This is a genomic window from Streptococcus infantis (genome assembly GCF_047463175.1).
GTDB classification, from domain to species: domain Bacteria; phylum Bacillota; class Bacilli; order Lactobacillales; family Streptococcaceae; genus Streptococcus; species Streptococcus infantis_AC.
Genome location: NZ_JASHEJ010000001.1, coordinates 319,008 through 343,230, shown reverse-complemented (window position 1 = coordinate 343,230; position 24,223 = coordinate 319,008). Strand labels below are relative to the sequence as shown.

At 38.2% G+C, this 24,223-nt stretch carries 25 protein-coding genes and 2 pseudogenes; 19 read left to right on the top strand and 8 right to left on the bottom strand.

The features are described from left to right. Both serB and QM859_RS01750 read left to right on the top strand, forming a co-directional pair. Complete coding sequence (serB, locus tag QM859_RS01755; RefSeq protein ID WP_414261916.1) at positions 1 to 642, top strand: phosphoserine phosphatase SerB; 642 nt, start codon at positions 1 to 3, stop codon at positions 640 to 642. Between the two features lie 18 nt (positions 643 to 660). Continuing rightward, complete coding sequence (locus QM859_RS01750) at positions 661 to 1,770, top strand: glycerate kinase (protein ID WP_414261915.1); 1,110 nt, start codon at positions 661 to 663, stop codon at positions 1,768 to 1,770. 2 nt (positions 1,771 to 1,772) lie between these two features. On the opposite strand, the gene QM859_RS01745 is transcribed toward QM859_RS01750, so the two are convergent. Beyond that, positions 1,773 to 2,216 carry a DUF1694 domain-containing protein gene (locus QM859_RS01745; RefSeq protein ID WP_414261914.1) on the bottom strand — a complete coding sequence of 148 codons (444 nt, stop codon included), beginning with the start codon at positions 2,214 to 2,216 and terminating at the stop codon, positions 1,773 to 1,775. Positions 2,217 to 2,379: 163 nt separating this feature from the next. Between QM859_RS01745 and eno the strand changes: the two genes are divergently transcribed. The 14 genes and pseudogenes from eno (at position 2,380) to lacD (ending at position 14,552) form a co-directional block, all read left to right on the top strand. Next, a complete protein-coding gene (gene eno, locus QM859_RS01740; RefSeq protein WP_049496425.1) occupies positions 2,380 to 3,684 on the top strand; it encodes a surface-displayed alpha-enolase in 1,305 nt (434 codons plus the stop codon). A 177-nt stretch (positions 3,685 to 3,861) separates the two neighbouring features. Then, a complete protein-coding gene (gene xseA / locus QM859_RS01735; RefSeq protein ID WP_414261913.1) occupies positions 3,862 to 5,202 on the top strand; it encodes an exodeoxyribonuclease VII large subunit in 1,341 nt (446 codons plus the stop codon). Beyond that, on the top strand, positions 5,180 to 5,392 hold the full coding sequence (locus QM859_RS01730) for an exodeoxyribonuclease VII small subunit (protein ID WP_414261912.1): 213 nt from the start codon (positions 5,180 to 5,182) through the stop codon (positions 5,390 to 5,392). Before xseA ends, QM859_RS01730 begins: the two co-directional genes overlap by 23 nt. Continuing rightward, positions 5,389 to 6,264, top strand: coding sequence for a polyprenyl synthetase family protein (locus QM859_RS01725; protein WP_414261911.1), 876 nt, complete (start codon positions 5,389 to 5,391; stop codon positions 6,262 to 6,264). Before QM859_RS01730 ends, QM859_RS01725 begins: the two co-directional genes overlap by 4 nt. Continuing rightward, the gene (locus QM859_RS01720) at positions 6,257 to 7,072 is read left to right on the top strand and encodes a TlyA family RNA methyltransferase (protein ID WP_414261910.1); all 816 of its coding nucleotides are present in this window, start codon (positions 6,257 to 6,259) and stop codon (positions 7,070 to 7,072) included. Before QM859_RS01725 ends, QM859_RS01720 begins: the two co-directional genes overlap by 8 nt. Continuing rightward, the gene (locus tag QM859_RS01715; protein WP_004253525.1) at positions 7,065 to 7,496 is read left to right on the top strand and encodes an arginine repressor; all 432 of its coding nucleotides are present in this window, start codon (positions 7,065 to 7,067) and stop codon (positions 7,494 to 7,496) included. The genes QM859_RS01720 and QM859_RS01715 overlap by 8 nt, the downstream gene beginning before the upstream one ends. 6 nt (positions 7,497 to 7,502) lie before the next feature. Continuing rightward, on the top strand, positions 7,503 to 9,170 hold the full coding sequence (gene recN / locus QM859_RS01710; RefSeq protein WP_414261909.1) for a DNA repair protein RecN: 1,668 nt from the start codon (positions 7,503 to 7,505) through the stop codon (positions 9,168 to 9,170). Further along, positions 9,171 to 9,899, top strand: a complete 729-nt coding sequence (locus QM859_RS01705) for a metallophosphoesterase family protein (protein WP_414261907.1) — start codon at positions 9,171 to 9,173, stop codon at positions 9,897 to 9,899. It begins immediately after the preceding gene. 81 nt (positions 9,900 to 9,980) lie between these two features. Then, positions 9,981 to 11,804: a translation elongation factor 4 gene (gene lepA / locus QM859_RS01700; protein ID WP_414261905.1), complete on the top strand. Its 1,824-nt coding sequence runs from the start codon at positions 9,981 to 9,983 to the stop codon at positions 11,802 to 11,804. A gap of 73 nt (positions 11,805 to 11,877) precedes the next feature. Further along, a complete protein-coding gene (locus tag QM859_RS01695; protein ID WP_414261903.1) occupies positions 11,878 to 12,489 on the top strand; it encodes a hypothetical protein in 612 nt (203 codons plus the stop codon). A 186-nt stretch (positions 12,490 to 12,675) separates the two neighbouring features. Beyond that, positions 12,676 to 13,155, top strand: coding sequence for a PTS sugar transporter subunit IIA (locus tag QM859_RS01690; protein WP_414261902.1), 480 nt, complete (start codon positions 12,676 to 12,678; stop codon positions 13,153 to 13,155). A gap of 41 nt (positions 13,156 to 13,196) precedes the next feature. After that, positions 13,197 to 13,348: pseudogene (locus QM859_RS01685) on the top strand (PTS sugar transporter subunit IIB); the annotation flags it as partial. Continuing rightward, positions 13,349 to 13,570 (top strand): annotated as a pseudogene (locus tag QM859_RS01680) (PfkB family carbohydrate kinase); the annotation flags it as partial. It lies immediately after the preceding pseudogene. Between the two features lies 1 nt (position 13,571). After that, positions 13,572 to 14,552: a tagatose-bisphosphate aldolase gene (gene lacD / locus QM859_RS01675; protein ID WP_414261901.1), complete on the top strand. Its 981-nt coding sequence runs from the start codon at positions 13,572 to 13,574 to the stop codon at positions 14,550 to 14,552. A gap of 49 nt (positions 14,553 to 14,601) precedes the next feature. Here the strand turns inward: lacD and QM859_RS01670 are convergent, their stop codons facing one another. From QM859_RS01670 to nrdH, 4 genes are all read right to left on the bottom strand, one after another. Continuing rightward, the gene (locus tag QM859_RS01670) at positions 14,602 to 15,369 is read right to left on the bottom strand and encodes a DeoR/GlpR family DNA-binding transcription regulator (protein ID WP_414261900.1); all 768 of its coding nucleotides are present in this window, start codon (positions 15,367 to 15,369) and stop codon (positions 14,602 to 14,604) included. Between the two features lie 139 nt (positions 15,370 to 15,508). Further along, positions 15,509 to 16,471: a class 1b ribonucleoside-diphosphate reductase subunit beta gene (gene nrdF, locus QM859_RS01665; RefSeq protein WP_414261899.1), complete on the bottom strand. Its 963-nt coding sequence runs from the start codon at positions 16,469 to 16,471 to the stop codon at positions 15,509 to 15,511. 137 nt (positions 16,472 to 16,608) lie between these two features. Then, positions 16,609 to 18,768: a class 1b ribonucleoside-diphosphate reductase subunit alpha gene (nrdE, locus tag QM859_RS01660; protein ID WP_414261898.1), complete on the bottom strand. Its 2,160-nt coding sequence runs from the start codon at positions 18,766 to 18,768 to the stop codon at positions 16,609 to 16,611. 69 nt (positions 18,769 to 18,837) lie between these two features. Further along, positions 18,838 to 19,056, bottom strand: coding sequence for a glutaredoxin-like protein NrdH (gene nrdH / locus QM859_RS01655; protein ID WP_414261897.1), 219 nt, complete (start codon positions 19,054 to 19,056; stop codon positions 18,838 to 18,840). A 361-nt stretch (positions 19,057 to 19,417) separates the two neighbouring features. Between nrdH and QM859_RS01650 the strand changes: the two genes are divergently transcribed. The 3 genes from QM859_RS01650 to udk all read left to right on the top strand — a co-directional run bounded on the left by QM859_RS01650 (position 19,418) and on the right by udk (position 22,179). Further along, the gene (locus QM859_RS01650; protein WP_000146952.1) at positions 19,418 to 19,681 is read left to right on the top strand and encodes a phosphocarrier protein HPr; all 264 of its coding nucleotides are present in this window, start codon (positions 19,418 to 19,420) and stop codon (positions 19,679 to 19,681) included. 5 nt (positions 19,682 to 19,686) lie between these two features. Then, positions 19,687 to 21,420 (top strand): phosphoenolpyruvate--protein phosphotransferase, encoded by a 1,734-nt coding sequence (gene ptsP, locus QM859_RS01645; RefSeq protein WP_036757512.1) that lies wholly within the window; start codon positions 19,687 to 19,689, stop codon positions 21,418 to 21,420. 120 nt (positions 21,421 to 21,540) lie between these two features. Continuing rightward, positions 21,541 to 22,179, top strand: a complete 639-nt coding sequence (gene udk, locus QM859_RS01640) for a uridine kinase (protein WP_004253618.1) — start codon at positions 21,541 to 21,543, stop codon at positions 22,177 to 22,179. Between the two features lie 33 nt (positions 22,180 to 22,212). On the opposite strand, the gene QM859_RS01635 is transcribed toward udk, so the two are convergent. The 3 genes from QM859_RS01635 to QM859_RS01625 are packed head-to-tail and all read right to left on the bottom strand — an operon-like array spanning position 22,213 to position 24,012. Beyond that, positions 22,213 to 22,776, bottom strand: a complete 564-nt coding sequence (locus tag QM859_RS01635; protein WP_414261895.1) for an ECF transporter S component — start codon at positions 22,774 to 22,776, stop codon at positions 22,213 to 22,215. Next, positions 22,760 to 23,311, bottom strand: a complete 552-nt coding sequence (gene coaC, locus QM859_RS01630) for a phosphopantothenoylcysteine decarboxylase (protein ID WP_414261894.1) — start codon at positions 23,309 to 23,311, stop codon at positions 22,760 to 22,762. The genes QM859_RS01635 and coaC overlap by 17 nt, the downstream gene beginning before the upstream one ends. Before the next feature lie 11 nt (positions 23,312 to 23,322). Next, complete coding sequence (locus QM859_RS01625) at positions 23,323 to 24,012, bottom strand: phosphopantothenate--cysteine ligase (protein ID WP_414261892.1); 690 nt, start codon at positions 24,010 to 24,012, stop codon at positions 23,323 to 23,325. Positions 24,013 to 24,223 lie beyond the last annotated feature (211 nt).

Here is a 24,223-nt window from a genome sequence, read left to right as displayed (position 1 = left end):
ATGAAAACAATCAACGGTCTCTGTGTGCTCGATGTAGATGGAACTCTGATAGAAGAAGAGGTTATTGATTTATTAGGGAAAGAGGCAGAGTGCGAAGAAGAAGTAGCACTGCTAACAGCTCAAGCTATGAGAGGAGAATTAGACTTCGAAGCAAGTTTAAAAAGACGTGTTTCTCTTCTTAAAGGTCTTTCTATCAATGTTTTTGATAAGATTTATCATGAACTTCACCTTAGTAAAAAAGCTGCCCGGTTTATTAAAGTTCTTCAAGAAAATCAGATAGAAGTCGGTTTAGTATCAGGCGGATTTACCACTATTGTAGAAAGATTAGCAAAAGATTTAGGAATATCATTATTTACTGCTAATCAACTGGAAATCAAAGATGATCATTTAACTGGAAATCTAATTGGCCCTATTATAAGCAGAGAAGTAAAAGAAGCAACCCTCGTGAGATGGGCTGAAGAATTAGAAGTGCCACTTGATAGAACGATTGCAATCGGTGATGGAGCTAATGACTTAAAAATGCTTAAAAGTGCAGGACTTGGTATAGCTTTTTGTGCCAAGGATATTGTAAAAAAGGAAATAAATCTTCAGGTAGATGATAGAGATTTTTGGAAAGTTATGGAAATGATAGACTTCCTTTAGATAGAAAGAGGAATCAAAATGAAAGTTGTTATCGCACCGGACTCTTTCAAAGAGAGTCTACCTGCAAACGAAGTAGCAGAAGCTATAAAAAGAGGATTTAAAAGGGTGATACCAGATGCTGAATGTCTACTTTTACCTGTTGGTGATGGAGGTGAAGGAACAGTAGACGCCATTAAAAGTTCTCTAGGTTTGGAAGAAAAAAGAGTCCAGGTAACTGGACCTTTTGGTGATGAGGTTTTGATGTCTTACTTTCAAAAAAGAGAATTAGCACTATTTGAAGTTGCAAATTTAGTAGGTCTTGCTAAAATCCCTTTTGAAAAACGAAATCCTCTAGAGATTCAAACAAAGGGAATTGGTCAACTTATTCTCCATTTGATAGAACAAGGAATCAAAGATATCTACGTTGGTGTCGGTGGCACGGCTAGTAACGATGGTGGAATTGGAATTGCTGCAGGACTCGGATATCAATTTTATGATGAAAATGGAATTGAACTGGAGGCTTGTGGCCAGTCCTTGTTTGAAATTAGTCATATTTCGAAAGATAAAGCCTCATCTGTTCCTGCAGATGTTCGTATCAAAATTTTAGCGGATGTGTCCAATCCTCTCTGTGGACCTCGGGGTGCTACCTTTACATTTGGGAAACAAAAGGGATTGGATCCATCTAAATTTCAAGAAGTTGATGCTGCTATTAAAGACTTCTATAGTAAAGTTGGACCCGAAATATTAAAATTAGATGGTGCAGGAGCAGGTGGTGGTATTGGAGCTGGTTTGTGTGCCTTCGCTGGAGCAGAGATTGTATCAGGTATCCAAACTTGTTTGGATTTAGTGAAATTTGATGAACAGGTCGCAGATGCAGATCTCGTTATAGTTGGTGAAGGAAGGTTGGATACTCAAAGTTTGGCAGGTAAGGCACCAATCGGTGTAGCAAAAAGAACACCAAATGGTGTTCCAGTTATTGCTATTTGTGGTAGTTTATCAGAGGATTTACCACCCTTACCATTTGAGAATATAGTCGCAGCTTTTTCCATACTTGAAAAAAGCGAACCGTTAGCAGAGAGTCTAAAAAAAGCAGCTGTTTATCTAGAAAATACAGCTGCAAGCATCGCACAAATCATGTCTTTGAGATAGAGTTAACCAAACCATTTTTTCCAGAGAGAGGTAGGTGCTTTCGTCTCTTTCTCTTGCCATAAGTCTGAAAAGGCCTTTCTGAGGTCTTTTTCACTTGTTTGTACCGGAACATCGCTATGGATAACCAGTCCGAAAGGAGAAGAGTTATGATCTTCAGAAACGATGGTTGCTTGGCAATCAGAATCTTTAGCATTTTTTAAATAATAAACTTGTTTTTCAAACTCAACTTGAGGAGAGATTTTGACAAATAGAGGTTCAGTTTCTTTTTTTAAGCACTCTAAAATAGTCAAAAAACCTTTTTGAAATTTGACATCATTCGCAGTAGCGAGTTCAGCGTAGCCAAGAACACGTTCTTCAAAGGTACCAAGAAAACGTCTTTGTTCGTCTGGATTTAACTTAAGTCCACCATTGGCTTTTTCTAATATTTGTTTAGATATATCAGTCATAAATATAGTATATCATAAAAGTCTATAGATAAGGCGGAAAAGAAAGCGATTACTTAACAAAGTTAAGGAAAATTTGCACAAAGATAACGTTTTTTCTTGAAAAAGGTATCTTTTTGATGTATCATAGAGGTGTAAAATAATTTAACTCAAAGGAGAGTAAAAAATGTCAATTATTACTGATGTTTACGCTCGCGAAGTCCTAGACTCACGCGGTAACCCAACACTTGAAGTAGAAGTTTACACTGAATCAGGTGCTTTCGGACGTGGTATGGTTCCATCAGGAGCTTCTACTGGTGAACACGAAGCAGTTGAACTTCGCGACGGTGACAAATCTCGTTACGGTGGTCTTGGTACACAAAAAGCTGTTGACAACGTTAACAACATCATTGCTGAAGCAATTATCGGCTACGATGTACGTGACCAACAAGCTATCGACCGTGCTATGATCGCTCTTGACGGTACTCCTAACAAAGGTAAATTGGGTGCAAACGCAATCCTTGGTGTGTCTATCGCTGTAGCCCGCGCTGCTGCTGACTACCTTGAAATCCCACTTTACAGCTATCTTGGTGGATTCAACACTAAAGTTCTTCCAACTCCAATGATGAACATCATCAATGGTGGATCTCACTCAGATGCTCCAATCGCTTTCCAAGAATTCATGATCGTACCTGCTGGTGCACCTACATTCAAAGAAGCTCTTCGTTGGGGTGCTGAAATCTTCCACGCACTTAAGAAAATCCTTAAATCACGTGGTTTGGAAACTGCCGTAGGTGACGAAGGTGGATTTGCTCCTCGTTTCGACGGAACTGAAGATGGTGTAGAAACAATCCTTGCTGCTATCGAAGCTGCTGGTTATGTTCCAGGTAAAGACGTATTTATCGGATTTGACTGTGCATCATCAGAATTCTACGATAAAGAACGTCAAGTATACGACTACACTAAATTCGAAGGTGAAGGAGCTGCTGTCCGTACTGCGGCAGAACAAATCGACTACCTTGAAGAATTGGTAAACAAATACCCAATCATCACTATCGAAGATGGTATGGACGAAAATGACTGGGACGGTTGGAAAGCACTTACTGAACGTCTTGGTGGTAAAGTTCAATTGGTTGGTGACGACTTCTTCGTAACAAACACTTCTTACCTTGAAAAAGGTATCGCAGAAGGAGCTGCTAACTCAATCCTTATCAAAGTTAACCAAATCGGTACTCTTACTGAAACATTCGACGCTATCGAAATGGCGAAAGAAGCTGGTTACACTGCCGTTGTATCACACCGTTCAGGTGAAACTGAAGATTCAACAATCGCTGACATCGCAGTTGCAACAAACGCAGGACAAATCAAGACTGGTTCACTTTCACGTACAGACCGTATCGCTAAATACAACCAATTGCTTCGCATCGAAGATCAACTTGGTGAAGTAGCTGAATACCGTGGATTGAAATCATTCTACAACCTTAAAAAATAAAATAGTTCAGTGAACTAATGAAAGCCCTTGGATTTTTCCGAGGGCTTTTGTATATTATTAGACAAGCCCAAAGAAATCCAGTCTTGTTTTCGTATTCTAGAGGTGAAAAGAGAGATTTTTAAACGTTTTTTTGGTATAATAATACCCAGGAAAAACTAGAGAAAGAAGGAGGTTGAGATGGATAAGTATTTGTCGGTAACAACTTTGACTAAGTATCTGAAAATGAAATTCGATAAAGACCCATACTTGGAGAGGGTCTATTTAACTGGTCAGGTTTCTAACTTCCGGAAGCGTCCAACTCATCAATATTTTTCTCTAAAAGATGATCGAGCTGTAATCCAAGCGACTATTTGGTCAGGTATTTATCAGAAACTAGGTTTTGATTTGGAAGAAGGGATGAAGATCAATGTTATCGGTCGTGTCCAAGTCTATGAACCAAGTGGGAGCTACTCTATCATCATTGAAAAGGCAGAGCCTGATGGTGTAGGGGCTCTTGCGATTCAGTTCGAACAATTAAAAAAGAAATTATCGGAAGAAGGCCTTTTTCAAGAACGCTTTAAACAAGCAATCCCTCAGTTTGCAAAACGTATCGGGGTTGTGACTAGTCGTAGTGGTGCTGTTATACAGGATATTATTACTACCGTTAGCAGACGTTTCCCAGGGGTTGAGATTGTTTTATATCCTACCAAGGTTCAAGGCGAAGGGGCAGCAGAGGAGATTGCCCGTAACATTGCTAGAGCTAATGAACGAGAAGACTTGGATGTTCTTATCATTGGTCGTGGTGGTGGATCAATTGAGGATCTTTGGGCTTTTAACGAAGAAATTGTAGTGCGTTCTATCTTTGAATCTCGTTTACCGATTATTTCAAGTGTTGGTCACGAAACGGATGTAACCTTGGCTGATTTTGTTGCCGACAAGAGAGCAGCAACACCAACTGCTGCAGCAGAGTTAGCTACACCTGTGACTAAGTTAGATCTACTGACCTACCTTAAAAATCAAGAGAAACGAATGGCTACTGCTGTACAAAATACTTTATCAAAGAAAAAAGAAGCCTTGAGAGGGCTTAGTCAATCAGTCATCTTCAGGCAACCAGAGCGTTTATATGATGGATATCTGCAACGCTTGGATCAGTTAGTACTTCGACTGAAGCAGGGATTGAATGGTGAGTTAGTTAGAAATCAACAGAAGGTTCAAGCTCAAATTCACCGTTTGGAGCAATTATCGCCAAATGTCAAGATTCAGCGCTACCAAGATCGTATTCAACAGTTACAAAAATTAATGCGTAGCCAGATGGCTGTGATCTATGATGCTAAGGTTGCTGAAGTAAAACGCTTGTCAGAAGCTTTACTCATGTTAGATACGAGTCGTATTGTAGCAAGGGGATATGCGATTGTTAAAAAAGAGGATACCGTGGTATCTTCAGCAAATGATTTGAAAGAAAATGACCAGGTGATGTTGATGATGAGAGATGGTCATGTAGAATTAGAGGTTAAAGATGTCAAAACAGAAGAAATTTGAAGATAATTTAGCAGAGCTTGAAACTATTGTTCAGAGTTTAGAAAATGGTGAAATTGCTTTAGAAGATGCTATTACTGCATTTCAAAAAGGAATGGTTCTTTCAAAAGAATTGCAAGCAACACTTGATAAAGCAGAAAAGACCTTGTTTAAAGTCATGCAAGAAGATGGAACAGAAAGCGAACTTCTATGAACAAGCAAGAAAAATTAGCTTTGGTTGAGTCAGCTCTTGAGGAGTTTTATGGAGACCAGCAATTAGCTGCTAATCTCAGAGAAGCTGTTCTCTATTCTATCCATGCAGGTGGGAAACGAATTCGTCCTTACCTACTTTTAGAAGTTTTGGAGTCTTTGCAGGTACCAATCACTAAAGCTCATGCCCAGGTTGCAGCAGCGCTTGAAATGATTCACACAGGAAGCTTAATTCATGATGATCTTCCTGCTATGGATGATGATGATTTTCGTCGTGGTCGTTTAACCAACCATAAGAAGTTTGGTGAAGCACTAGCAATTTTAGCAGGAGATGCCCTCTTTTTAGATCCTTATGCTTTGATAGCGCAAGCAGACTTGCCAAACGAAATTAAGGTAGATTTAATAGCTTCTTTGTCTCTTTCTTCTGGAAGTATGGGGATGGTCGCTGGCCAAGTTTTGGATATGGAAGGTGAAGGTAAACATTTAAACCTAGAAGAACTTCAGACCATCCATGCTAATAAAACGGGTAAACTCTTAGCCTTCCCTTTTCAAGCGGCAGGAGTTATTGCAGGATTGGATGAAAATCTTCAAAAACAGTTGAAAACAGTTGGAGAGCTGATTGGGCTTGCTTTTCAAGTGAGAGATGATATCCTAGATGTTACTGCTAGTTTTGAGGAAATTGGTAAAACACCACAAAAAGATTTGCAAGCTGAGAAATCAACCTATCCTGCTTTGTTAGGATTGGATGAGGCAAAAGTTTTTTGTAACCGAACTTTGGATCAGGCTAATGAAAAGTTAGACGTGATTAGCCAATTAGTTGACTTTGATAAAGAACCAATTGTAAAAATAGTAGAAAGTTTGAGAATCAATGCCTAAGGAAAGAGTAGATGTACTTGCCTACAAACAAGGTTTATTTGAAACAAGAGAACAGGCTAAGCGGGGCGTAATGGCTGGATTAGTGATTGCAGTCCTAAATGGTGAGCGTTTTGATAAACCAGGAGAAAAAATTCCTGATGATACTGAATTAAAACTCAAGGGTGAGAAACTCAAGTATGTTAGTCGAGGCGGCTTGAAACTTGAGAAAGCTTTAGAAAAATTTGAAATATCAGTTGAAGGTAAAACGACCATTGATATTGGCGCTTCAACAGGAGGCTTTACGGATGTCATGCTTCAAAATGGTGCAAAACTGGTTTATGCCGTTGATGTTGGGACCAATCAGCTAGCCTGGAAATTACGTCAAGATTCACGTGTTATCAGCATGGAGCAATTTAACTTTCGTTATGCTGAAAAAAATGACTTTGAAGAAGAGCCAAGTTTCGCAAGTATCGATGTGAGTTTTATTTCTTTGAGTCTCATTTTACCGGCTCTACATAGAATATTGGTAGACCAAGGGGAAGTTGTTGCACTCATAAAACCACAGTTTGAAGCAGGACGAGAACAGATTGGTAAAAATGGAATTATCAGAGATGCCAAAGTTCACCAAAATGTTTTAGAATCAGTTACTAAAATGGCAGTTGATGAAGGATTCTCAGTCTTAGGATTGGATTTCTCTCCTATTCAAGGTGGACATGGGAATATTGAGTTTCTTGCTTATTTACGTAAAGAAGAACATGCAAGCAACCAAGTAGTTTCTGAAATAGAAAAAGTAGTAGAAAAAGCACATAGAGAGTTTAAAGATGAATAAAAAAGAAAGACTTGAAAAAATTAGAAGATTTGTGACTGACTATCAAATCGGTACACAAGAAGAAATCGTTGAACACTTGAGAGAAGCAGGCATCTCTGCTACTCAAGCAACTGTTTCACGTGATATCAAAGAATTAGGGATTGTAAAAATTCCTTTGAAAGACAATACATATGTCTATGAATTACCAAAGTCAGTAGTTAAAAGTTTACAGTTAGCTGAGAACAATATCGAAAGTTTCGAAAGAATGGGTAATCTCATCAACTTAGATGTTATTCCTGGGAATACAATTTTTGTTAAAAGTCAATTGACTCAAACATTTTCGGATATGATTTTTAGCTGTTTAGCAGATGATAACTCAATTTTAATTGTGGCGCGAACTGAAGAAGCAGCTGTAGAGATTGTTGAGCAAGTTAAAAAGTGGTAGGACCTTATGTTACTTGAAATTTCAATTAAAAACTTTGCCATCATTGAGGCTATTTCACTTAATTTTGAGAAGGGGATGACAGTTCTGACTGGAGAAACCGGTGCTGGGAAGTCTATCATCATCGATGCTATGAATATGATGCTGGGCGCCAGAGCTACAACGGACGTCATTCGTCATGGTGCTCCTAAGGCTGAAATCGAAGGTCTTTTCTCGGTTGAAAACAGTCATGCTTTGCAAATGATTTTTGATGAGCAAGGAATAGAGTTAGGTGATGAAATCATCATCCGTCGTGAAATTTTACAAAACGGGCGTAGTGTTAGTCGTGTCAATGGACAGATGGTTAATCTATCTGTTCTTCGCTCAATTGGACAGTATCTTGTTGATATCCATGGCCAACATGACCAAGAAGAGTTAATGCGTCCACAATTGCATATTCATATGCTTGATGGGTTTGGTGATACAGATTTTCTGGAACTGAAGCAAGCCTATCAGACAAACTTTGATGCTTATCGTAAAATGCGCAAGCAACTTCTTGAGATTAAGAAAAATCAAGAAGAGCACAAGGCTCGTATTGAAATGTTGGAATTTCAGATGGCTGAAATTGAATCTGCATCCTTACAGCCAGGTGAAGACCTCAAACTAAACCAAGAACGAGATAAACTTCTAAATCATAAAAATATTGCTGATACGTTGACTAATGCTTATACAATGTTAGATAATGAAGAATTTTCAAGTCTAGCTAACGTGCGTTCAGCTATGAATGATATGGAAAGTATAGAAGAGTATGATGTAGAATATCGTGAAATTTCTACTTCCTTATCTGAATCTTATTATGTTCTAGAAGATGTTACCAAACGTTTAGAGGATATTATTGAAGATCTTGATTTTGACGGTAATCGTCTAATGCAGATTGAAAGCCGTTTGGATCTCATTCACGCCATCACACGTAAGTATGGTGGGAATGTTGACGATGTATTGATGTACTTTGCTAAAATCACAGAAGAATACAACCTTCTGACTGGAAATCATTTATCTTCAGATGATATGGAAGTAGAACTCAAAAAATTGGAAGTAAGTCTAGTTGACTTAGCAACTAAGCTTACATCTGCTCGACATAACTTAGCTCAACAATTAGAAAATGAGATTCAGCAAGAACTCAAAGACCTCTATATGGAGAAAGCTCGGTTTCAGGTTCAATTTGCTAAAGGTAAGTTTACTCGTGAAGGAAATGAAAGTGTTGAATTTTACATCTCCACCAACCCTGGAGAAGCTTTTAAACCATTGGTTAAAGTAGCTTCTGGAGGAGAATTGTCTCGCCTCATGTTGGCGATCAAGTCTGCTTTTTCTCGTAAGGAAGGTAAGACTAGTATTGTATTCGATGAAGTGGACACAGGAGTATCAGGTCGTGTGGCTCAAGCTATCGCTCAAAAGATTCATAAAATTGGTCAGAATGGACAAGTATTAGCTATATCTCATCTTCCTCAAGTCATTGCGATTGCAGATTATCAGTTCTTTATTGAAAAGATTAGTAATGACCATTCAACTGTTTCAACAGTTCGCTTGTTGACAGTTGAAGAAAGGGTGGAAGAAGTTGCTAAAATGTTGGCTGGTGAGAATGTGACTGAAGCAGCACTTAGTCAAGCGAGAGAATTGTTACAAAGTAAGGAGAAATAAATGACAGACTATTATGTTATTGGAGATGTCCATGGGAAAGCAGGAATGCTCGAAGATCTTCTTAAAACATGGGATGGTAAGACTCAATTACTCTTTCTTGGAGATTTGATTGATAGAGGAGAAGATAGTCGACGTGTTCTTGAAATGGTCAAGGACTTGGTAGAAAATCAAGGAGCGATTTGCATTTCAGGAAATCACGAGTACATGTTTTTAACTTGGTTGGATAACCCTGAAGAAAGCTATGACCACTATCGTCGTAATGGTGGGGATACAACTATTAATTCTATTCTGGGGCGTCCACTGGATGTACAAGTAGATGGAGTAGCAGACGCTAAGCGTGTAGAAACTGAAGCAGCAGACTTGGTTGCTTTTATCCGACAAATGCCATTCGTGATTGAAACGGACAAGTATATCTTTGTTCATGCGGGAATTGATTTAACTTTGGATGATTGGCATGAAACTACAGATTACAAGAAAGTCTGGCTCAGAAAACCATTCCACGAGGCACCTAATTACACAGGAAAAACGATTGTCTTTGGGCATACACCAGTCTACGGACTTTTGGATCAAAAACCAGGTGCTCCAGAGCTTTGGATGACAGAAGATGGAAAGATTGGAATGGATGGAGGAGCTGTCTATGGTGGTGTCCTTCATGGAATTGTCTTTACTGACCAAGGTATGACAGACCACTATTTCATCGAAAATGACGGCTTTGTTGCTGAAGATTAATACTCTCTACAGGGTATTATGGTCTTGTCAAAAACATAAAAACAATTTATAATTAATAGATACCCTGAAAGGAAGAGAATCTTGAATTTAGAAGAATTGAAAAAACGTCAGGAGAAGATCCGAAACTTTTCCATTATCGCTCACATTGACCATGGGAAGTCAACATTGGCGGACCGTATTTTGGAGGCTACAGAGACGGTTTCTAGTCGTGAAATGCAAGCTCAGCTTCTTGATAGTATGGACCTAGAGAGAGAACGTGGGATTACTATCAAACTCAATGCCATCGAGCTTAATTATACTGCCAAAGACGGCGAGACCTATATTTTCCACCTGATTGACACACCAGGACACGTGGACTTCACTTATGAGGTATCACGTTCTCTAGCTGCCTGCGAGGGCGCAATTTTGGTTGTTGATGCCGCCCAAGGGATTGAGGCTCAAACATTAGCTAACGTTTACCTTGCCTTAGATAATGATTTGGAGATCCTTCCAGTTATTAACAAGATTGACTTACCTGCTGCAGATCCAGAGCGCGTGCGTACAGAAATTGAAGATGTCATCGGACTGGATGCTAGTGAGGCTGTATTAGCTTCAGCAAAAGCTGGGATTGGAATTGAAGATATTTTAGAGCAAATTGTAGAAAAAGTTCCAGCACCAACTGGTGATGTATCAGCACCACTGAAGGCTTTGATTTTTGACTCAGTTTACGATACTTATCGTGGCGTTATCCTCCAAGTACGTGTCATGGATGGAGTTGTTAAGCCAGGTGATAAGATTCAGCTCATGAGCAACGGTAAAGCCTTTGATGTTACTGAGGTCGGAATATTCACACCCAAAGCAGTAGGACGTGACTTCCTTGCGACAGGTGACGTTGGTTATATTGCAGCATCTATCAAGACTGTTCAAGACACTCGTGTCGGTGATACAGTTACCTTGGCGGCAAACCCTGCTTCAGAACCCCTATCTGGATATAAGCAGATGAATCCGATGGTTTTCGCAGGTCTTTATCCAATCGAGTCAAATAAATACAATGACCTTCGTGAAGCCCTTGAAAAATTGCAGTTGAACGATGCTAGTCTTCAGTTTGAACCCGAAACATCGCAAGCTCTTGGTTTTGGTTTCCGTTGTGGATTCTTGGGTCTCCTTCATATGGATGTTATTCAAGAACGTTTGGAACGTGAGTTCAACATTGACTTGATCATGACTGCACCATCCGTTATTTACAAGGTCAATCAGACTGATGGTGAGTCTATGGATGTATCGAATCCATCCGAGTTTCCTGATCCTACTAAAATTGCAACTATTGAAGAACCTTATGTTAAAGCACAAATCATGGTACCACAGGAATTTGTAGGAGCTGTTATGGAACTAGCTCAGCGCAAACGTGGTGACTTTGTCACGATGGACTATATCGATGATAATCGTGTCAATGTTATCTATCAAATTCCACTAGCTGAGATTGTCTTTGATTTCTTTGATAAGCTCAAATCTTCAACACGTGGCTATGCAAGCTTTGACTATGAACTGTCAGAGTATCGCCCATCTAAACTGGTTAAAATGGATATCCTTCTCAATGGGGACAAGGTGGATGCTCTCAGCTTTATCGTTCACAAGGACTTTGCTTATGAACGTGGGAAACTCATCGTTGATAAACTCAAGAAAATCATTCCACGTCAACAGTTTGAAGTTCCAATCCAAGCAGCTATTGGACACAAGATTGTAGCTCGTACAGATATCAAAGCTCTTCGTAAAAACGTTCTTGCCAAGTGTTATGGAGGAGATGTTTCGCGTAAACGTAAACTTCTTGAAAAACAAAAGGCTGGTAAAAAGCGTATGAAAGCTATTGGATCAGTAGAAGTTCCTCAAGAAGCCTTCCTAAGTGTCTTGAGTATGGATGAAGAATAATTGATTCCTAATACAGTTATCTTTTGACACTTATCTTTTCTTTCATTAGAATAGAAGTGAAAGGAGAAGGGTCATGAAAAAAATCATCAGCTTATCTACACTTTTAGTGTGTTGCCTTTGCCTCGCTGCTTGTAATACTTCAAAATCTAAAAAAGAAGTAGCCTCAGATACAACAACAGTCCAGGAAACTACCACAGCTCAAGAAACAACAACTGTAGCCGAATCAACAATTAAAGATACACAGGTAATTGGGTCAGATGCTTATGGCTACGTAAAAGTCCCAAAATCATGGATTCATTTTAGAGAAGTTGGGGGTGGTGATGATATTCAGTACTGTGATGGAACGGACATCAATATCGTAACCCTAAATACTTTTAAACCAGAGCACCTTGGTGTTAGTGAAAGTGAATATGCTGCTCTTGATGCTGTTCAAGTCTCTACTAGTGTTTATCAAACTAAACAACAAAGCAAGGATTTCTCTAAAGTTTGGGGATCTAAGTCAAAAATTGGTGGTTATGACGCATATGTCGTAAACTGTATTGCTAAAAATGGTAAATATCTAGTGATCTGGATCTTTAAATCAGATGATGGTAAGTTTAGTTACGTTTCTCTAGAAGGGACACCTGAAGTTTTAAAGGATATGCTTCCGTTGATTGAACAAAGTTGGACTACGAAAAAAAATTAATATAAAAAAAACAGGATGTATGTCCTGTTTTTTTCTATCTTTTTTCAAAACTATTTAAAATTATTTGCTGTTTAAAATCAAACAAAAAAAATAAAAATCAAACAAAATACAACAAAAAAATATTGACAACGGTTTCATATAGTGTTATACTTGTATCATAAAAGTTAAATATGAAGGGAGAAGGTCATGGGACTAGATCATTTCTTCAGCAAAGACTTAGTTTTTTGTTTAGAAGCAGATAATCAAGAGCAACTATTTGATCAAGTTGCAACCCTATTGGAAGAAAAGAAAGTTGTTACGGATACCTATCGATCGGCATTGATTGAACGTGAAAAAATGTTCCCAACTGGTTTGGATATGGAATTTCTTGGGAAGGACTTATCAAATGTAGCAATACCTCACACAGATACGATTCATAATTTAACTGAAAATGTTGTTGTTGTTGTTCGCTTAGCAAAACCAGTAACGTTCCACAATATGATTGCTCCTGACAAAGAAGTAGAAGTATCGTTGCTCTTCTTTATCATCAATAACTCCAGTTCAAGTCAAACAAATATTCTTGCTCAATTGATGGACTTCTTTACAGGTAATGGTCATCTAGAAGCACTTTCTAAGATTACAGAACCAGAAGCTTTGTTCCAGTATATCTCAGAAGCAACCGCTTAAATTCATAAATAAAAAGTAAATATAAAACGGAGGAAATCCAAATGATTAAAACTCTTGCTGCATGTGGTGCAGGTGTTAACTTAAGTCGCCAAATTAAAAGCGCGCTTTAGAAGAAGAACTCTCAAGTCGTGGATACGATGTACAGTGTGACGCAGTTATGGTAAAAGATATCAATGAAGACTTGATTAAAGGTAAAGTAGATATTCCAAGAATTCAAGTAGTAAATCCAGTCGGTTCTGGAGATTCAACAGTGGCAGGTATTGCTTCAGGTCTTTTCCATAGAGAAACGGATCAAGAACTGTTGATCAAGGCAAATGTCCTTGGTATGCTTAATGATCAAGAAAAAATGATCGGCCATGTCAATATGGCTAACTATCAAGGTCTATATGACCAATTAATTGTAAAAGAGGTATAAAATGGTTTTAACAGAAAATAAACGTGCTTGTATGCAAAAACTCTCTGATGAGAATGGTATCATCTCAGCTCTTGCTTTTGACCAACGTGGTGCTTTGAAACGCCTCATGGCTCAATACCAAACAGAAGAGCCAACAGTTGCTCAAATGGAAGAACTAAAAGTATTAGTGGCAGATGAATTGACTAAATATGCTTCATCTATGCTACTTGACCCTGAGTATGGACTTCCAGCTACAAAATCTCTTGATCCAAATGCTGGTCTTCTCCTTGCTTATGAGAAAACAGGATACGATACAACAAGTACAAAACGCTTGCCAGACTGCTTGGATGTTTGGTCTGCAAAACGTATCAAGGAACAAGGTGCAGATGCCGTTAAGTTCTTGCTTTACTATGACGTAGATAGCTCTGACGAACTCAACCAACAAAAACAAGCCTACATTGAACGTATTGGTTCTGAGTGTGTAGCTGAAGACATTCCATTCTTCCTTGAAATCTTGGCTTACGATGAAAAGATTGCGGACGCAGGTTCTGCCGAATACGCTAAAGTAAAACCACGCAAGGTTATCGGTGCTATGAAGGTCTTCTCAGACCCACGCTTTAACATCGATGTCTTGAAAGTGGAAGTTCCAGTTAACGTGAAATACGTTGAAGGATTTGGTGATGGCGAAATCGTTCATACACGTGAAGAAGCAGCAGACTTCTTTAAAGCTCAAGACGAAGCTACTAACTTGCCATACATCTACTTGAGTGCAGGTGTATCAGCTAAGCTCTTCCAAGAAACCCTTGTATTTGCGCACGAATCAGGTGCAAACTTCAATGGAGTTCTTTGTGGACGTGCAACATGGGCCGGATCAGTTGAAGCTTATATCAAAGACGGTGAAGCAGCAGCTCGAGAATGGCTTCGTACAAATGGTTTTGAGAACATTGATGAACTCAATAAAGTTCTTAAAACAACAGCAACTTCATGGACTGAACGTGTGTAAATCCGAGTAAAAAATATAATAAAAAAAGTCTCACCATTGGTGAGACTTTTTAAGATGTAGACTTAATAATTTTAGTTTGCTTGGACAAAGCTTTTTGGGTTTCTTTGCTAAGTTTTGAATCTGAAATAATCGTATCAATATCAGCAATGTTATAGAAAGTGTAAAAATCAAACTTATCAAATTTACTGTGGTCGGCTAAGAGAATTTTTTTATTCGCATTTTTTAGTGCTAGTTTTTGAACTTCACCTTCATATTCGCTAAAAGTAGCAATATCTTGATCTTTAATTCCATTACAACTAACAAAAGCTTTAGAGAATTGAAGGCTAGCAATATCCTGGAGTGTTAAGGTTCCTACAAAAGCTCCAGTAATTTCACGATAATTACCACCGATTAATATCAAATCAGTAAGTTTACGTTCATTTAGAATCAGAAAAACAGGTAAACTATTGGTAACAACACGGATATTATCGATTGGTAGTTCACGCGCGAAGTACTCGAGAGTAGTACCAGGGCCAATAAATATGGTTTCTCTTTCTTCAACTAGATGGCCAGCAAATTTAGCAATTTCTTGTTTTTCAGCAATTTGAAGACCTTGTTTTTCAACGTTAGATCTCTCATTAGATAGAAGAGAACCAGTACGAAGCTTTTCAGCACCACCATGAACACGGACAAGTAGATCCTTGTCAGCTAACTCTTGCAGATAACGTCGAGCAGTCATATCAGAAATATCTAAACGATTCATTATTTCTTTGACTGTGATGGTTCCTCTTGTATTGACAATCTCTAAAATCACATCTAGTTTTTCTTGTTTTAGCATTGAATCACCCCCATATCCAATATCATTTTATCACATTTTAAACATCTAAGCAACTTAAATAAAACAAAAATAAACAAAAACAAAAAACATCTGTGTTTGTTTTTAACTCAGATGTTTTTATATTTTTTAATTAGTCTAATTAGTCTAATCCGTAGTTATAATCATCGTCCTGCATAGCTTCAACTTCACCAAGTAGATAACCATTACCAACTTGAGAGAAGAAGTCGTGGTTGGATGTACCAGTTGAAATTCCATTCATAACAATAGGGTTTACATCGTCAGCTGAGTCAGGGAAGAGAGGATCTTGTCCTAGATTCATAAGAGCTTTATTGGCATTGTAGCGAAGGAATGTTTTCACTTCTTCAGTCCAACCAACACCATCATAAAGGCTTTCTGTATAACCTTCCTCATTTTCATAAAGAGTGTAGAGGAGGTCGTACATCCAGTCTTTTAACTTTTCTTGCTCTTCTTCTGGTAATTCGTTGAAACCAAGTTGGAATTTATAACCAATATATGTTCCGTGAACTGACTCGTCACGAATAATGAGTTTGATGATTTCAGCAACGTTTGCCAACTTGTTATTTCCTAGATAGTAGAGTGGAGTGAAGAAACCAGAGTAGAAGAGGAAGGTTTCAAGGAATACACTAGCCACTTTCTTTTCAAGTGGGGTTCCGTTAAGGTAAATCTCATTGATGATTTGTGCCTTTTTCTGAAGATATGGGTTTGTATCAGTCCATTCAAAGATTTCTTCAATCTCAGTCTTGGTATTCAAGGTTGAGAAAATAGAAGAATAAGATTTAGCGTGGACAGATTCCATAAATTGGATGTTGTTAAAAACAGCTTCTTCGTGAGGAGTACGGATATCTGCACGTAACGCTTGAACCCCTGTTTCAGACTGCATGGTATCCAAAAGTGTTAAACCGCCAAATACTTTTCCTACCAAGTCTTTTTCTCGATTTGATAACTTTCTCCAGTCATCTAAGTCATTAGATAAGGGAATACGTGTATCCAACCAAAATTGTTCGGTTAGTTTTTCCCATGTTGATTTATCGATGACATCTTCGATGGCATTCCAGTTAATGGCTTTGTAGTAAGTTTCCATTACAAATCTCTTTCTTTTGATTTTATTAAAATAGTGATGAATGTTCTAGCCTTGTGTGATTGGGTTACCGCACAAAAAGTCGGTACTCCGACTTTTTGATGTTACCTTATCTTTGTAAACAAGATTTTAGTGAGATTTTAAATCACACAGCTTTCACATTGGTTAGCACCAACTTCACCGCCGTCATCTGTGTAGGTACGAACGTAGTAGATAGACTTAATGCCCTTGTTAAAGGCGTAGTTACGAAGGATAGATAGGTCACGTGTTGTTTGTTTGTTCTCTTTCTTCCATTCATAAAGACCTGTTGGGATATCACTACGCATGAAGAGAGTAAGTGAGAGCCCTTGGTCTACGTGCTCAGTTGCAGCAGCATAGACATCGATAACTTTACGCATATCCATGTCATAGGCAGAAGTGTAGTAAGGAATAGTTTCAGTTGATAATCCTGCAGCAGGATAGTAAATCTTACCAATTTTCTTCTCTTGACGTTCTTCAATACGTTGAGTAATTGGGTGGATAGAAGCAGACACGTCATTGATGTAGCTGATAGAACCATTCGGCGCTACAGCAAGACGGTTTTGGTGGTAAAGTCCATCTGATTTAACTTTATCACGAAGTTCAGCCCAATCAGCTACAGACGGGATAAAGATTCCTTCAAAGAGTTCTTTAACACGATCAGATTTTGGAACAAATTGACCAGACGTATACTTATCGAAATAAGAACCATTTGCATAGTCTGATTTCTCAAAGTTGTGGAAGGTAATACCACGTTCACGTGCAATATTGTTTGATTCTACCAAAGTCCAGTAATTCAAAAGCATAAAGTAGATGCTTGTAAATTCAACAGACTCAGGAGATCCATATTCGATTAATTGCTGAGCAAGATAGCTGTGAAGCCCCATAGCACCAAGTCCAAATGTATGAGCTTGGCTATTTCCGTGGTCGATAGTTGGAACAGCAACGATGTGAGAGCTATCTGTTACAAATGTCAAAGCACGAACCATTGCACGAATAGAACGTCCAAAGTCAGGTGATGTCATCATATTTACAACGTTGGTTGAACCAAGGTTACATGAAACGTCAGTACCCATTTGAAGGAATTCTTGCGCATCGTTGATAAGACTTGGCTCTTGGACTTGAAGAATTTCTGAACACAAGTTACTCATAATAATCTTACCATCGACAGGATTTGCACGGTTAGCAGTATCGATATTGACTACATAAGGATAGCCAGATTCTTGTTGCAATTTAGAAATTTCTGTTTCCAAATCACGGGCCTTAATTTTTGTCTTACGGATGTTTGGATTTGCCACCAATTCATCGTATTTTTCTGTGATATCGATGTAGTTAAAAGGTACACCATACTCTTTTTCAACAGAATAAGGACTGAAGAGGTACATTTCCTCATTCTTACGTGCTAATTCATAGAATTTATCTGGTACCACAACACCAAGTGAAAGAGTCTTGACACGAACTTTTTCATCAGCATTTTCTTTCTTAGTAGAAAGGAAAGCAATAATGTCTGGGTGGAAGACGTTAAGGTAAACAACCCCAGCCCCTTGACGTTGACCCAATTGGTTAGAGTAAGAGAAGCTGTCTTCGAAAAGCTTCATAACTGGTACGACACCAGAAGCAGCACCTTCATACCCTTTGATAGGTGTTCCAGCTTCACGAAGGTTGCTGAGGGAAATTCCGACACCACCACCGATACGTGAAAGTTGAAGAGCTGAGTTGATAGAACGTCCAATAGAGTTCATATCATCTGTTACCTGAATCAAGAAACAGGATACCAGTTCACCACGACGTGCACGGCCCGCATTCAAGAAAGAAGGTGTAGCTGGCTGGTAACGCTGGTGGATGATTTCATTGGCAATATCAATTGCGATAGTTTCGTCACCATCAGCAAAGTAAAGAGCGTTAAAGAAGACACGGTCTTCCATGCTCTCAAGATAGTACTCTCCGTCATTAGTTTTCAAGGCATATTGATTGTAAAACTTGTATGCTGCCATGAAAGACTTGAATTGGAAGTTTTGATCCTTAATAAATTGGTAAAGCTCTTCTAAGAATTCTGGACGATATTTCTTGATAAACGCTGTTTCGATATAGTCTTGTTTAATAAGGTAATCGATTTTATCAGTGATAGAATCAAAAACCATAGAATTTGGTACAACATTTTCTTTAAAGAAAGCGTCCAAGGCTTCTTTATCTTTGTGGAGCATGATTTGTCCATTAACAGGACGGTTGATTTCATTATTTAGACGGAAGTAAGTTACATCCTCAAGTTGTTTTAATCCCATAAAATTTCCTTTAATTCATTACAAAAGAAAGGCTTCTAAGATTGACATAGAAGCTTTTAATCCTGATACTTAAGCAAGTTCTTTAAGTTTTGCTGGTTGGAAACCAGAGAAAACTTCAGTTGGTGTTTGAATGATAGGAGCAGCACTGAAGCCTAGCTCTTTAACTTGTTCAATAAATTCAGGTTGTTCATCAAGATTAATTTCGCGATATACGATGTTGTTACTATCTAAGAATCGTTTGGTCATTTTACATTGAACACAATTGTTTTTAGAATAAACTGTTACCATTCTGTAACTCCTCTTTCAAAATTTAATTACTTCTTAAGTATATCAGAAAAAAAATCTTTGTCAACGAAGAAAAACTAAATATTGTAGATTTTTTTTAGATGAGAGTTATCTAAACACAATATATAGTGATTGTAAAAAAATAAAACCCATAAATAACAGCGTTTTCTAAATGTTAAAATCATAAAAAACTATATGATGTATTTTGATACATAAAATAGAAGATTTTCAGCAAGTTATCTGAAAGGAAAAAGAAGAAAACCCATAAAATGCTTGAAAAAAATCCTAGAAGGTGATATAATACCAAATTGTAAGGGTTATCAGATATAACTCAAAAAGAAAACATTTAAAGGAGAGTCAAATTATGGCTTCTAAAGATTTCCACGTAGTGGCAGAAACAGGTATTCACGCACGTCCAGCAACATTGTTGGTACAAACTGCTAGCAAATTTGCTTCAGATATTACTCTTGAGTACAAAGGTAAATCAGTTAACCTTAAATCTATCATGGGTGTTATGAGCCTTGGTGTTGGTCAAGGTGCTGATGTTACAATCACTGCTGAAGGTGCAGACGCTGATGACGCTATCGCTGCTATCTCAGAAACAATGGAAAAAGAAGGATTGGCATAAAGGATATGACAGAAATGCTTAAAGGAATCGCAGCATCTGATGGTGTTGCAGTTGCTAAAGCATATCTACTCGTTCAACCGGATTTATCATTCGAGACTATTACAGTCGAAGATACAAATGCAGAAGAGGCTCGTTTGGATGTTGCTCTTGAAGCTTCTCAAAACGAGCTTTCTCTTATCCGCGAGAAGGCTGTAGGTACGCTTGGTGAAGAAGCGGCGCAAGTATTTGACGCTCACTTGATGGTTCTTGCTGACCCTGAATTGATTGGTCAAATCAAAGAAACTATCCGTGCTAAGAAAGTAAATGCAGAAGCAGGTCTGAAAGAAGTTACAGACATGTTTATCACAATCTTTGAAGGCATGGAAGACAACCCATACATGCAGGAACGTGCAGCAGATATTCGCGACGTTACCAAACGTGTTTTGGCAAATCTTCTTGGCAAGAAATTGCCAAACCCAGCTTCAATCAATGAAGAAGTGATTGTGATTGCACATGACTTGACTCCGTCTGATACTGCTCAATTGGACAAAAACTTTGTAAAAGCTTTTGTAACAAACATTGGTGGACGTACAAGTCACTCAGCTATCATGGCTCGTACACTTGAAATTGCAGCTGTATTGGGTACAAACAACATCACTGAACTTGTAAAAGATGGTGACATTTTGGCTGTTTCAGGTATTTCAGGTGAAGTGGTTATCAACCCAACTGAAGAACAAATTGCAGAATTCAAAGCAGCTGGTGAAGCTTACGCTAAACAAAAAGCTGAATGGGCTCTTTTGAAAGATGCTAAAACTGTTACTGCAGATGGTAAACACTTTGAGTTGGCAGCTAATATCGGTACACCTAAAGATGTTGAAGGTGTGAACGAAAATGGTGCTGAAGCTGTTGGTCTCTACCGTACAGAATTCTTGTACATGGATTCTCAAGATTTCCCAACGGAAGACGACCAATACGAAGCTTACAAAGCGGTTCTTGAAGGTATGAACGGTAAACCTGTTGTCGTTCGTACAATGGATATCGGTGGGGATAAAGAACTTCCTTACTTCGATCTTCCTAAAGAAATGAACCCATTCTTGGGCTACCGTGCTTTGCGTATCTCTATCTCTGAAACTGGTAACCAAATGTTCCGTACACAATTGCGTGCATTGCTTCGTGCATCTGTTCACGGTAAATTGCGTATCATGTTCCCAATGGTTGCTTTGTTGAAGGAGTTCCGTACTGCTAAAGCTATTCTTGAAGAAGAAAAAGCAAAATTGGTTGCTGAAGGTGTTGCAGTTGCAGATGACATCCAAGTTGGTATTATGATTGAAATTCCTGCAGCAGCTATGCTTGCAGACCAATTTGCTAAAGAAGTTGATTTCTTCTCAATTGGTACAAACGACTTGATCCAATATACAATGGCTGCTGACCGTATGAACGAACAAGTTTCATACCTTTACCAACCATATAATCCATCGATCCTTCGTTTGATTAACAACGTAATCAAAGCAGCTCATGCTGAAGGTAAATGGGCTGGTATGTGTGGTGAAATGGCTGGTGACCAAACTGCTGTTCCACTTCTTGTCGGAATGGGCTTGGATGAGTTCTCGATGTCAGCTACTTCAGTACTTCGTACACGTAGCTTGATGAAGAAACTTGACACAGCTAAGATGCAAGAATACGCTAACCGTGCTCTTACTGAATGTTCAACAATGGAAGAAGTTCTTGAACTTTCTAAAGAATACGTTAACTTTGATTAAAAACATTAAAACCTTGTAGAACTAAACTACAAGGTTTTTTGTACGATAATTTCAAAAGTCCACCTGTAAAATTTTCTAAAAATATGGTAAAATAGACAAAGGAAAAATACGGAGGCAACTATGCAAAATAGACCAATCATTATCGGAGTAACAGGGGGATCTGGTGGAGGAAAAACCAGTGTTTCTAAAGCAATTTTATCGCATTTTCCCAACGAAAAAATTGCCATGATTGAGCATGATTCCTACTATAAAGATCAATCTCATCTAACCTTTGAAGAACGTATTAAAACTAATTATGACCATCCTTTTGCTTTTGATACTGACTTGATGATTGCGCAAATCAAAGAATTGTTGGCAGGACGTCCTGTTGATATTCCTACCTATGATTATGCAGCTCATACAAGAAGCTCGAAAACCTATCGCCAAGAACCTCAAGACGTCTTTATTGTAGAAGGAATTTTGGTTTTGGAAGACAAACGTCTTCGTGATTTGATGGATATAAAGATTTTTGTGGACACTGATGATGATGTTCGTATCATCCGTCGTATTAAGCGTGATATGGAAGAGCGTGGTCGTAGTTTGGATAGCGTCATTGATCAGTACCTTGGTGTCGTAAAACCTATGTATCATCAATTTATCGAGCCAACAAAGCGTTATGCAGATATCGTTATTCCAGAAGGAGTGACAAATACAGTAGCAATTGATTTACTGACAACAAAGATTGAAAAGATTTTAGAAGAGGCTCGTTTAGCCCAGTAATAATTAAAAAAACTGTATCTCTTGATACAGTTTTTATTGTTTAATTTTTTCAAGTCTCGGAACAATGACGAGTGTTAAGAGGGCTGAGATAATTAATTCTGCGATTGAATTTGTTGAGATAACAGTCGCTAATAGTTTTTGAATATTTCCATCAAAAACATTACCAAAGAGAAAGAAGATACCACCTAAGACAAATACTGTATTCGTGAGTGAGCCAAGTGCACCTGCAAAGATGAGTCCAGCTTTTCCCTTTATTAGTTTATAGACGAAATAAGGTGTCAAACCGATTAAGATACGAGGAACAATTGCGATCACAACTGAATAGAAGTTACCATTTGGTACAAATGGTGAGAAGAGATAGCTTGTTGGCAGGATTGTGAGAGTATTAACAGTTAAGCTAAGCATTCCCATCAGAAAACCTAAGGTTGCGCCAATTCTTGGTCCGTAGATAATACTTGCAATAATTACTGGAATGTGAACGATGGTTGGTTTGATTGGAAAGGGAAGTACATTAAATAAAATCGAGCTTAGTAAATGAATAACAATCATAATGGCAAAAAAGATAGCGATTGGAGCAATATTAGAGCGTTTGTTCATGAATTTTATCCTTTATCTGTTGTAAAATAGTATCAAGATCAGCAAGAGCACCACGTCCTACATCGCCACAGGCCAGTAGGGACTCTTTTGGAGCAATAATTGTATAACCATAAGTTTCTAAAGTTTTTAAGTTTGTTTGAGTTGCTGGATGGTCATACATTTTGGTATTCATAGCAGGTGCTACTAGTTTTGGAACATAGTGTGGCAAGGCAAGAGCAGTAGCAGTCACCATATTGTCGGCAAAACCGTACGAGACTTTCGCAATCGTATTAGCGGTTGCAGGGGCAAGGATAAACAAGTCTGTTTCTTTTCCTAGCTCGATATGATTGACTTTATCAGGATAAGGTTCCTGAATAAGATCGAGATGTACGGTATTTTGAGATAAGACTTGAAGGGTTAAAGGTTGAATAAAGGCAGTCGCAGCCTGGGTCATGAGTACAGTAACAGAATGCCCTTGTTTCTTCAAGCCACTTACCAAATCAGCAGCCTTGTAAGAGGCGATAGAGCCTGTCACAGCGAGTGTAATACGAGCCATAATTTTCCTTTCTAACGATCAAATCCCTGAATTTTTTTCACTAAAAAGTCAGCAATTTCTTGTTTGCTAGCAGCAATCTGATAATCTTTTTCTTCTACTAGATATGCCAGGTGTTGATCAGCATTAATCTGAGTGAGGTCATTAGCGACAATCAAGTCAGCTTGATTCTTTACAAGACTTTCTCTAGCGATTTGAATCAGATGCTCCTTAGTAACATCGACAAGGAGTTTAAAGCCAATGAGATGGATACTTGGATTCCATTCTTTAACAAGAGAGATGATCTTTGGATTTTTCTTGAGAAATAGGACTTGCACCTCATCCTTAGAGGAGATCTTTGATTCCATATTTTTCTTATGTAAAAATTCATTTAAATCTTGGCTTGCTTGAACTTGGTCAAGACCAGTCATGTAAACAGGGCTGTAGTCAGAAACAGCCATTGAATGGATCAAGACTTGATAATCAGGGACAATCCGTTTCATCTCTTGGAGTAAATCGGAAGTGTTTTTTATTTCAATAATGGTTAAATTCTGGTTTAGCTCTGGTTTTAGTGCTTGTTGCGTAGTAATCAGACAAACTTGGTGACCAGCTTTTAGTAAAGTCTCAGTTATAACTTTGCCAAGTCTACCAGTAGAGTGGTTGGTAATGGAGCGAACTCGATCAATGGCTTCGCTTGTACCACCAGATGTAACTAAAATTTTCATAGAACTATTGTACAAAAAAATGAACAGTAAGTAAAATGAAAGCGATAAAATATTATGTGAAATCTAAGCTTTCAACTATAGTTAAAACCTATAAAGGCATATAAAAATTTAAAAAGAAGCCAAGAAAAACTGAAGTGTTGTGATATTTACGAACGTTATCAAGCTTTATGACTGTTAAAAATCTTATTTTATGATATAATGAATTAACACA

Bases quoted from the DNA above. Each gene is read 5' to 3' on its own strand.
- serB (WP_414261916.1), top strand. From the start codon at position 1: ATGAAAACAATCAACGGTCTCTGTGTGCTCGATGTAGATGGAACTCTG.
- QM859_RS01750 (WP_414261915.1), top strand. From the start codon at position 661: ATGAAAGTTGTTATCGCACCGGACTCTTTCAAAGAGAGTCTACCTGCA.
- QM859_RS01745 (WP_414261914.1), bottom strand. From the start codon at position 2,216: ATGACTGATATATCTAAACAAATATTAGAAAAAGCCAATGGTGGACTT.
- eno (WP_049496425.1), top strand. From the start codon at position 2,380: ATGTCAATTATTACTGATGTTTACGCTCGCGAAGTCCTAGACTCACGC.
- xseA (WP_414261913.1), top strand. From the start codon at position 3,862: ATGGATAAGTATTTGTCGGTAACAACTTTGACTAAGTATCTGAAAATG.
- QM859_RS01730 (WP_414261912.1), top strand. From the start codon at position 5,180: ATGTCAAAACAGAAGAAATTTGAAGATAATTTAGCAGAGCTTGAAACT.
- QM859_RS01725 (WP_414261911.1), top strand. From the start codon at position 5,389: ATGAACAAGCAAGAAAAATTAGCTTTGGTTGAGTCAGCTCTTGAGGAG.
- QM859_RS01720 (WP_414261910.1), top strand. From the start codon at position 6,257: ATGCCTAAGGAAAGAGTAGATGTACTTGCCTACAAACAAGGTTTATTT.
- QM859_RS01715 (WP_004253525.1), top strand. From the start codon at position 7,065: ATGAATAAAAAAGAAAGACTTGAAAAAATTAGAAGATTTGTGACTGAC.
- recN (WP_414261909.1), top strand. From the start codon at position 7,503: ATGTTACTTGAAATTTCAATTAAAAACTTTGCCATCATTGAGGCTATT.
- QM859_RS01705 (WP_414261907.1), top strand. From the start codon at position 9,171: ATGACAGACTATTATGTTATTGGAGATGTCCATGGGAAAGCAGGAATG.
- QM859_RS01695 (WP_414261903.1), top strand. From the start codon at position 11,878: ATGAAAAAAATCATCAGCTTATCTACACTTTTAGTGTGTTGCCTTTGC.
- QM859_RS01690 (WP_414261902.1), top strand. From the start codon at position 12,676: ATGGGACTAGATCATTTCTTCAGCAAAGACTTAGTTTTTTGTTTAGAA.
- lacD (WP_414261901.1), top strand. From the start codon at position 13,572: ATGGTTTTAACAGAAAATAAACGTGCTTGTATGCAAAAACTCTCTGAT.
- QM859_RS01670 (WP_414261900.1), bottom strand. From the start codon at position 15,369: ATGCTAAAACAAGAAAAACTAGATGTGATTTTAGAGATTGTCAATACA.
- nrdF (WP_414261899.1), bottom strand. From the start codon at position 16,471: ATGGAAACTTACTACAAAGCCATTAACTGGAATGCCATCGAAGATGTC.
- nrdE (WP_414261898.1), bottom strand. From the start codon at position 18,768: ATGGGATTAAAACAACTTGAGGATGTAACTTACTTCCGTCTAAATAAT.
- nrdH (WP_414261897.1), bottom strand. From the start codon at position 19,056: ATGGTAACAGTTTATTCTAAAAACAATTGTGTTCAATGTAAAATGACC.
- QM859_RS01650 (WP_000146952.1), top strand. From the start codon at position 19,418: ATGGCTTCTAAAGATTTCCACGTAGTGGCAGAAACAGGTATTCACGCA.
- ptsP (WP_036757512.1), top strand. From the start codon at position 19,687: ATGACAGAAATGCTTAAAGGAATCGCAGCATCTGATGGTGTTGCAGTT.
- udk (WP_004253618.1), top strand. From the start codon at position 21,541: ATGCAAAATAGACCAATCATTATCGGAGTAACAGGGGGATCTGGTGGA.
- QM859_RS01635 (WP_414261895.1), bottom strand. From the start codon at position 22,776: ATGAACAAACGCTCTAATATTGCTCCAATCGCTATCTTTTTTGCCATT.
- coaC (WP_414261894.1), bottom strand. From the start codon at position 23,311: ATGGCTCGTATTACACTCGCTGTGACAGGCTCTATCGCCTCTTACAAG.
- QM859_RS01625 (WP_414261892.1), bottom strand. From the start codon at position 24,012: ATGAAAATTTTAGTTACATCTGGTGGTACAAGCGAAGCCATTGATCGA.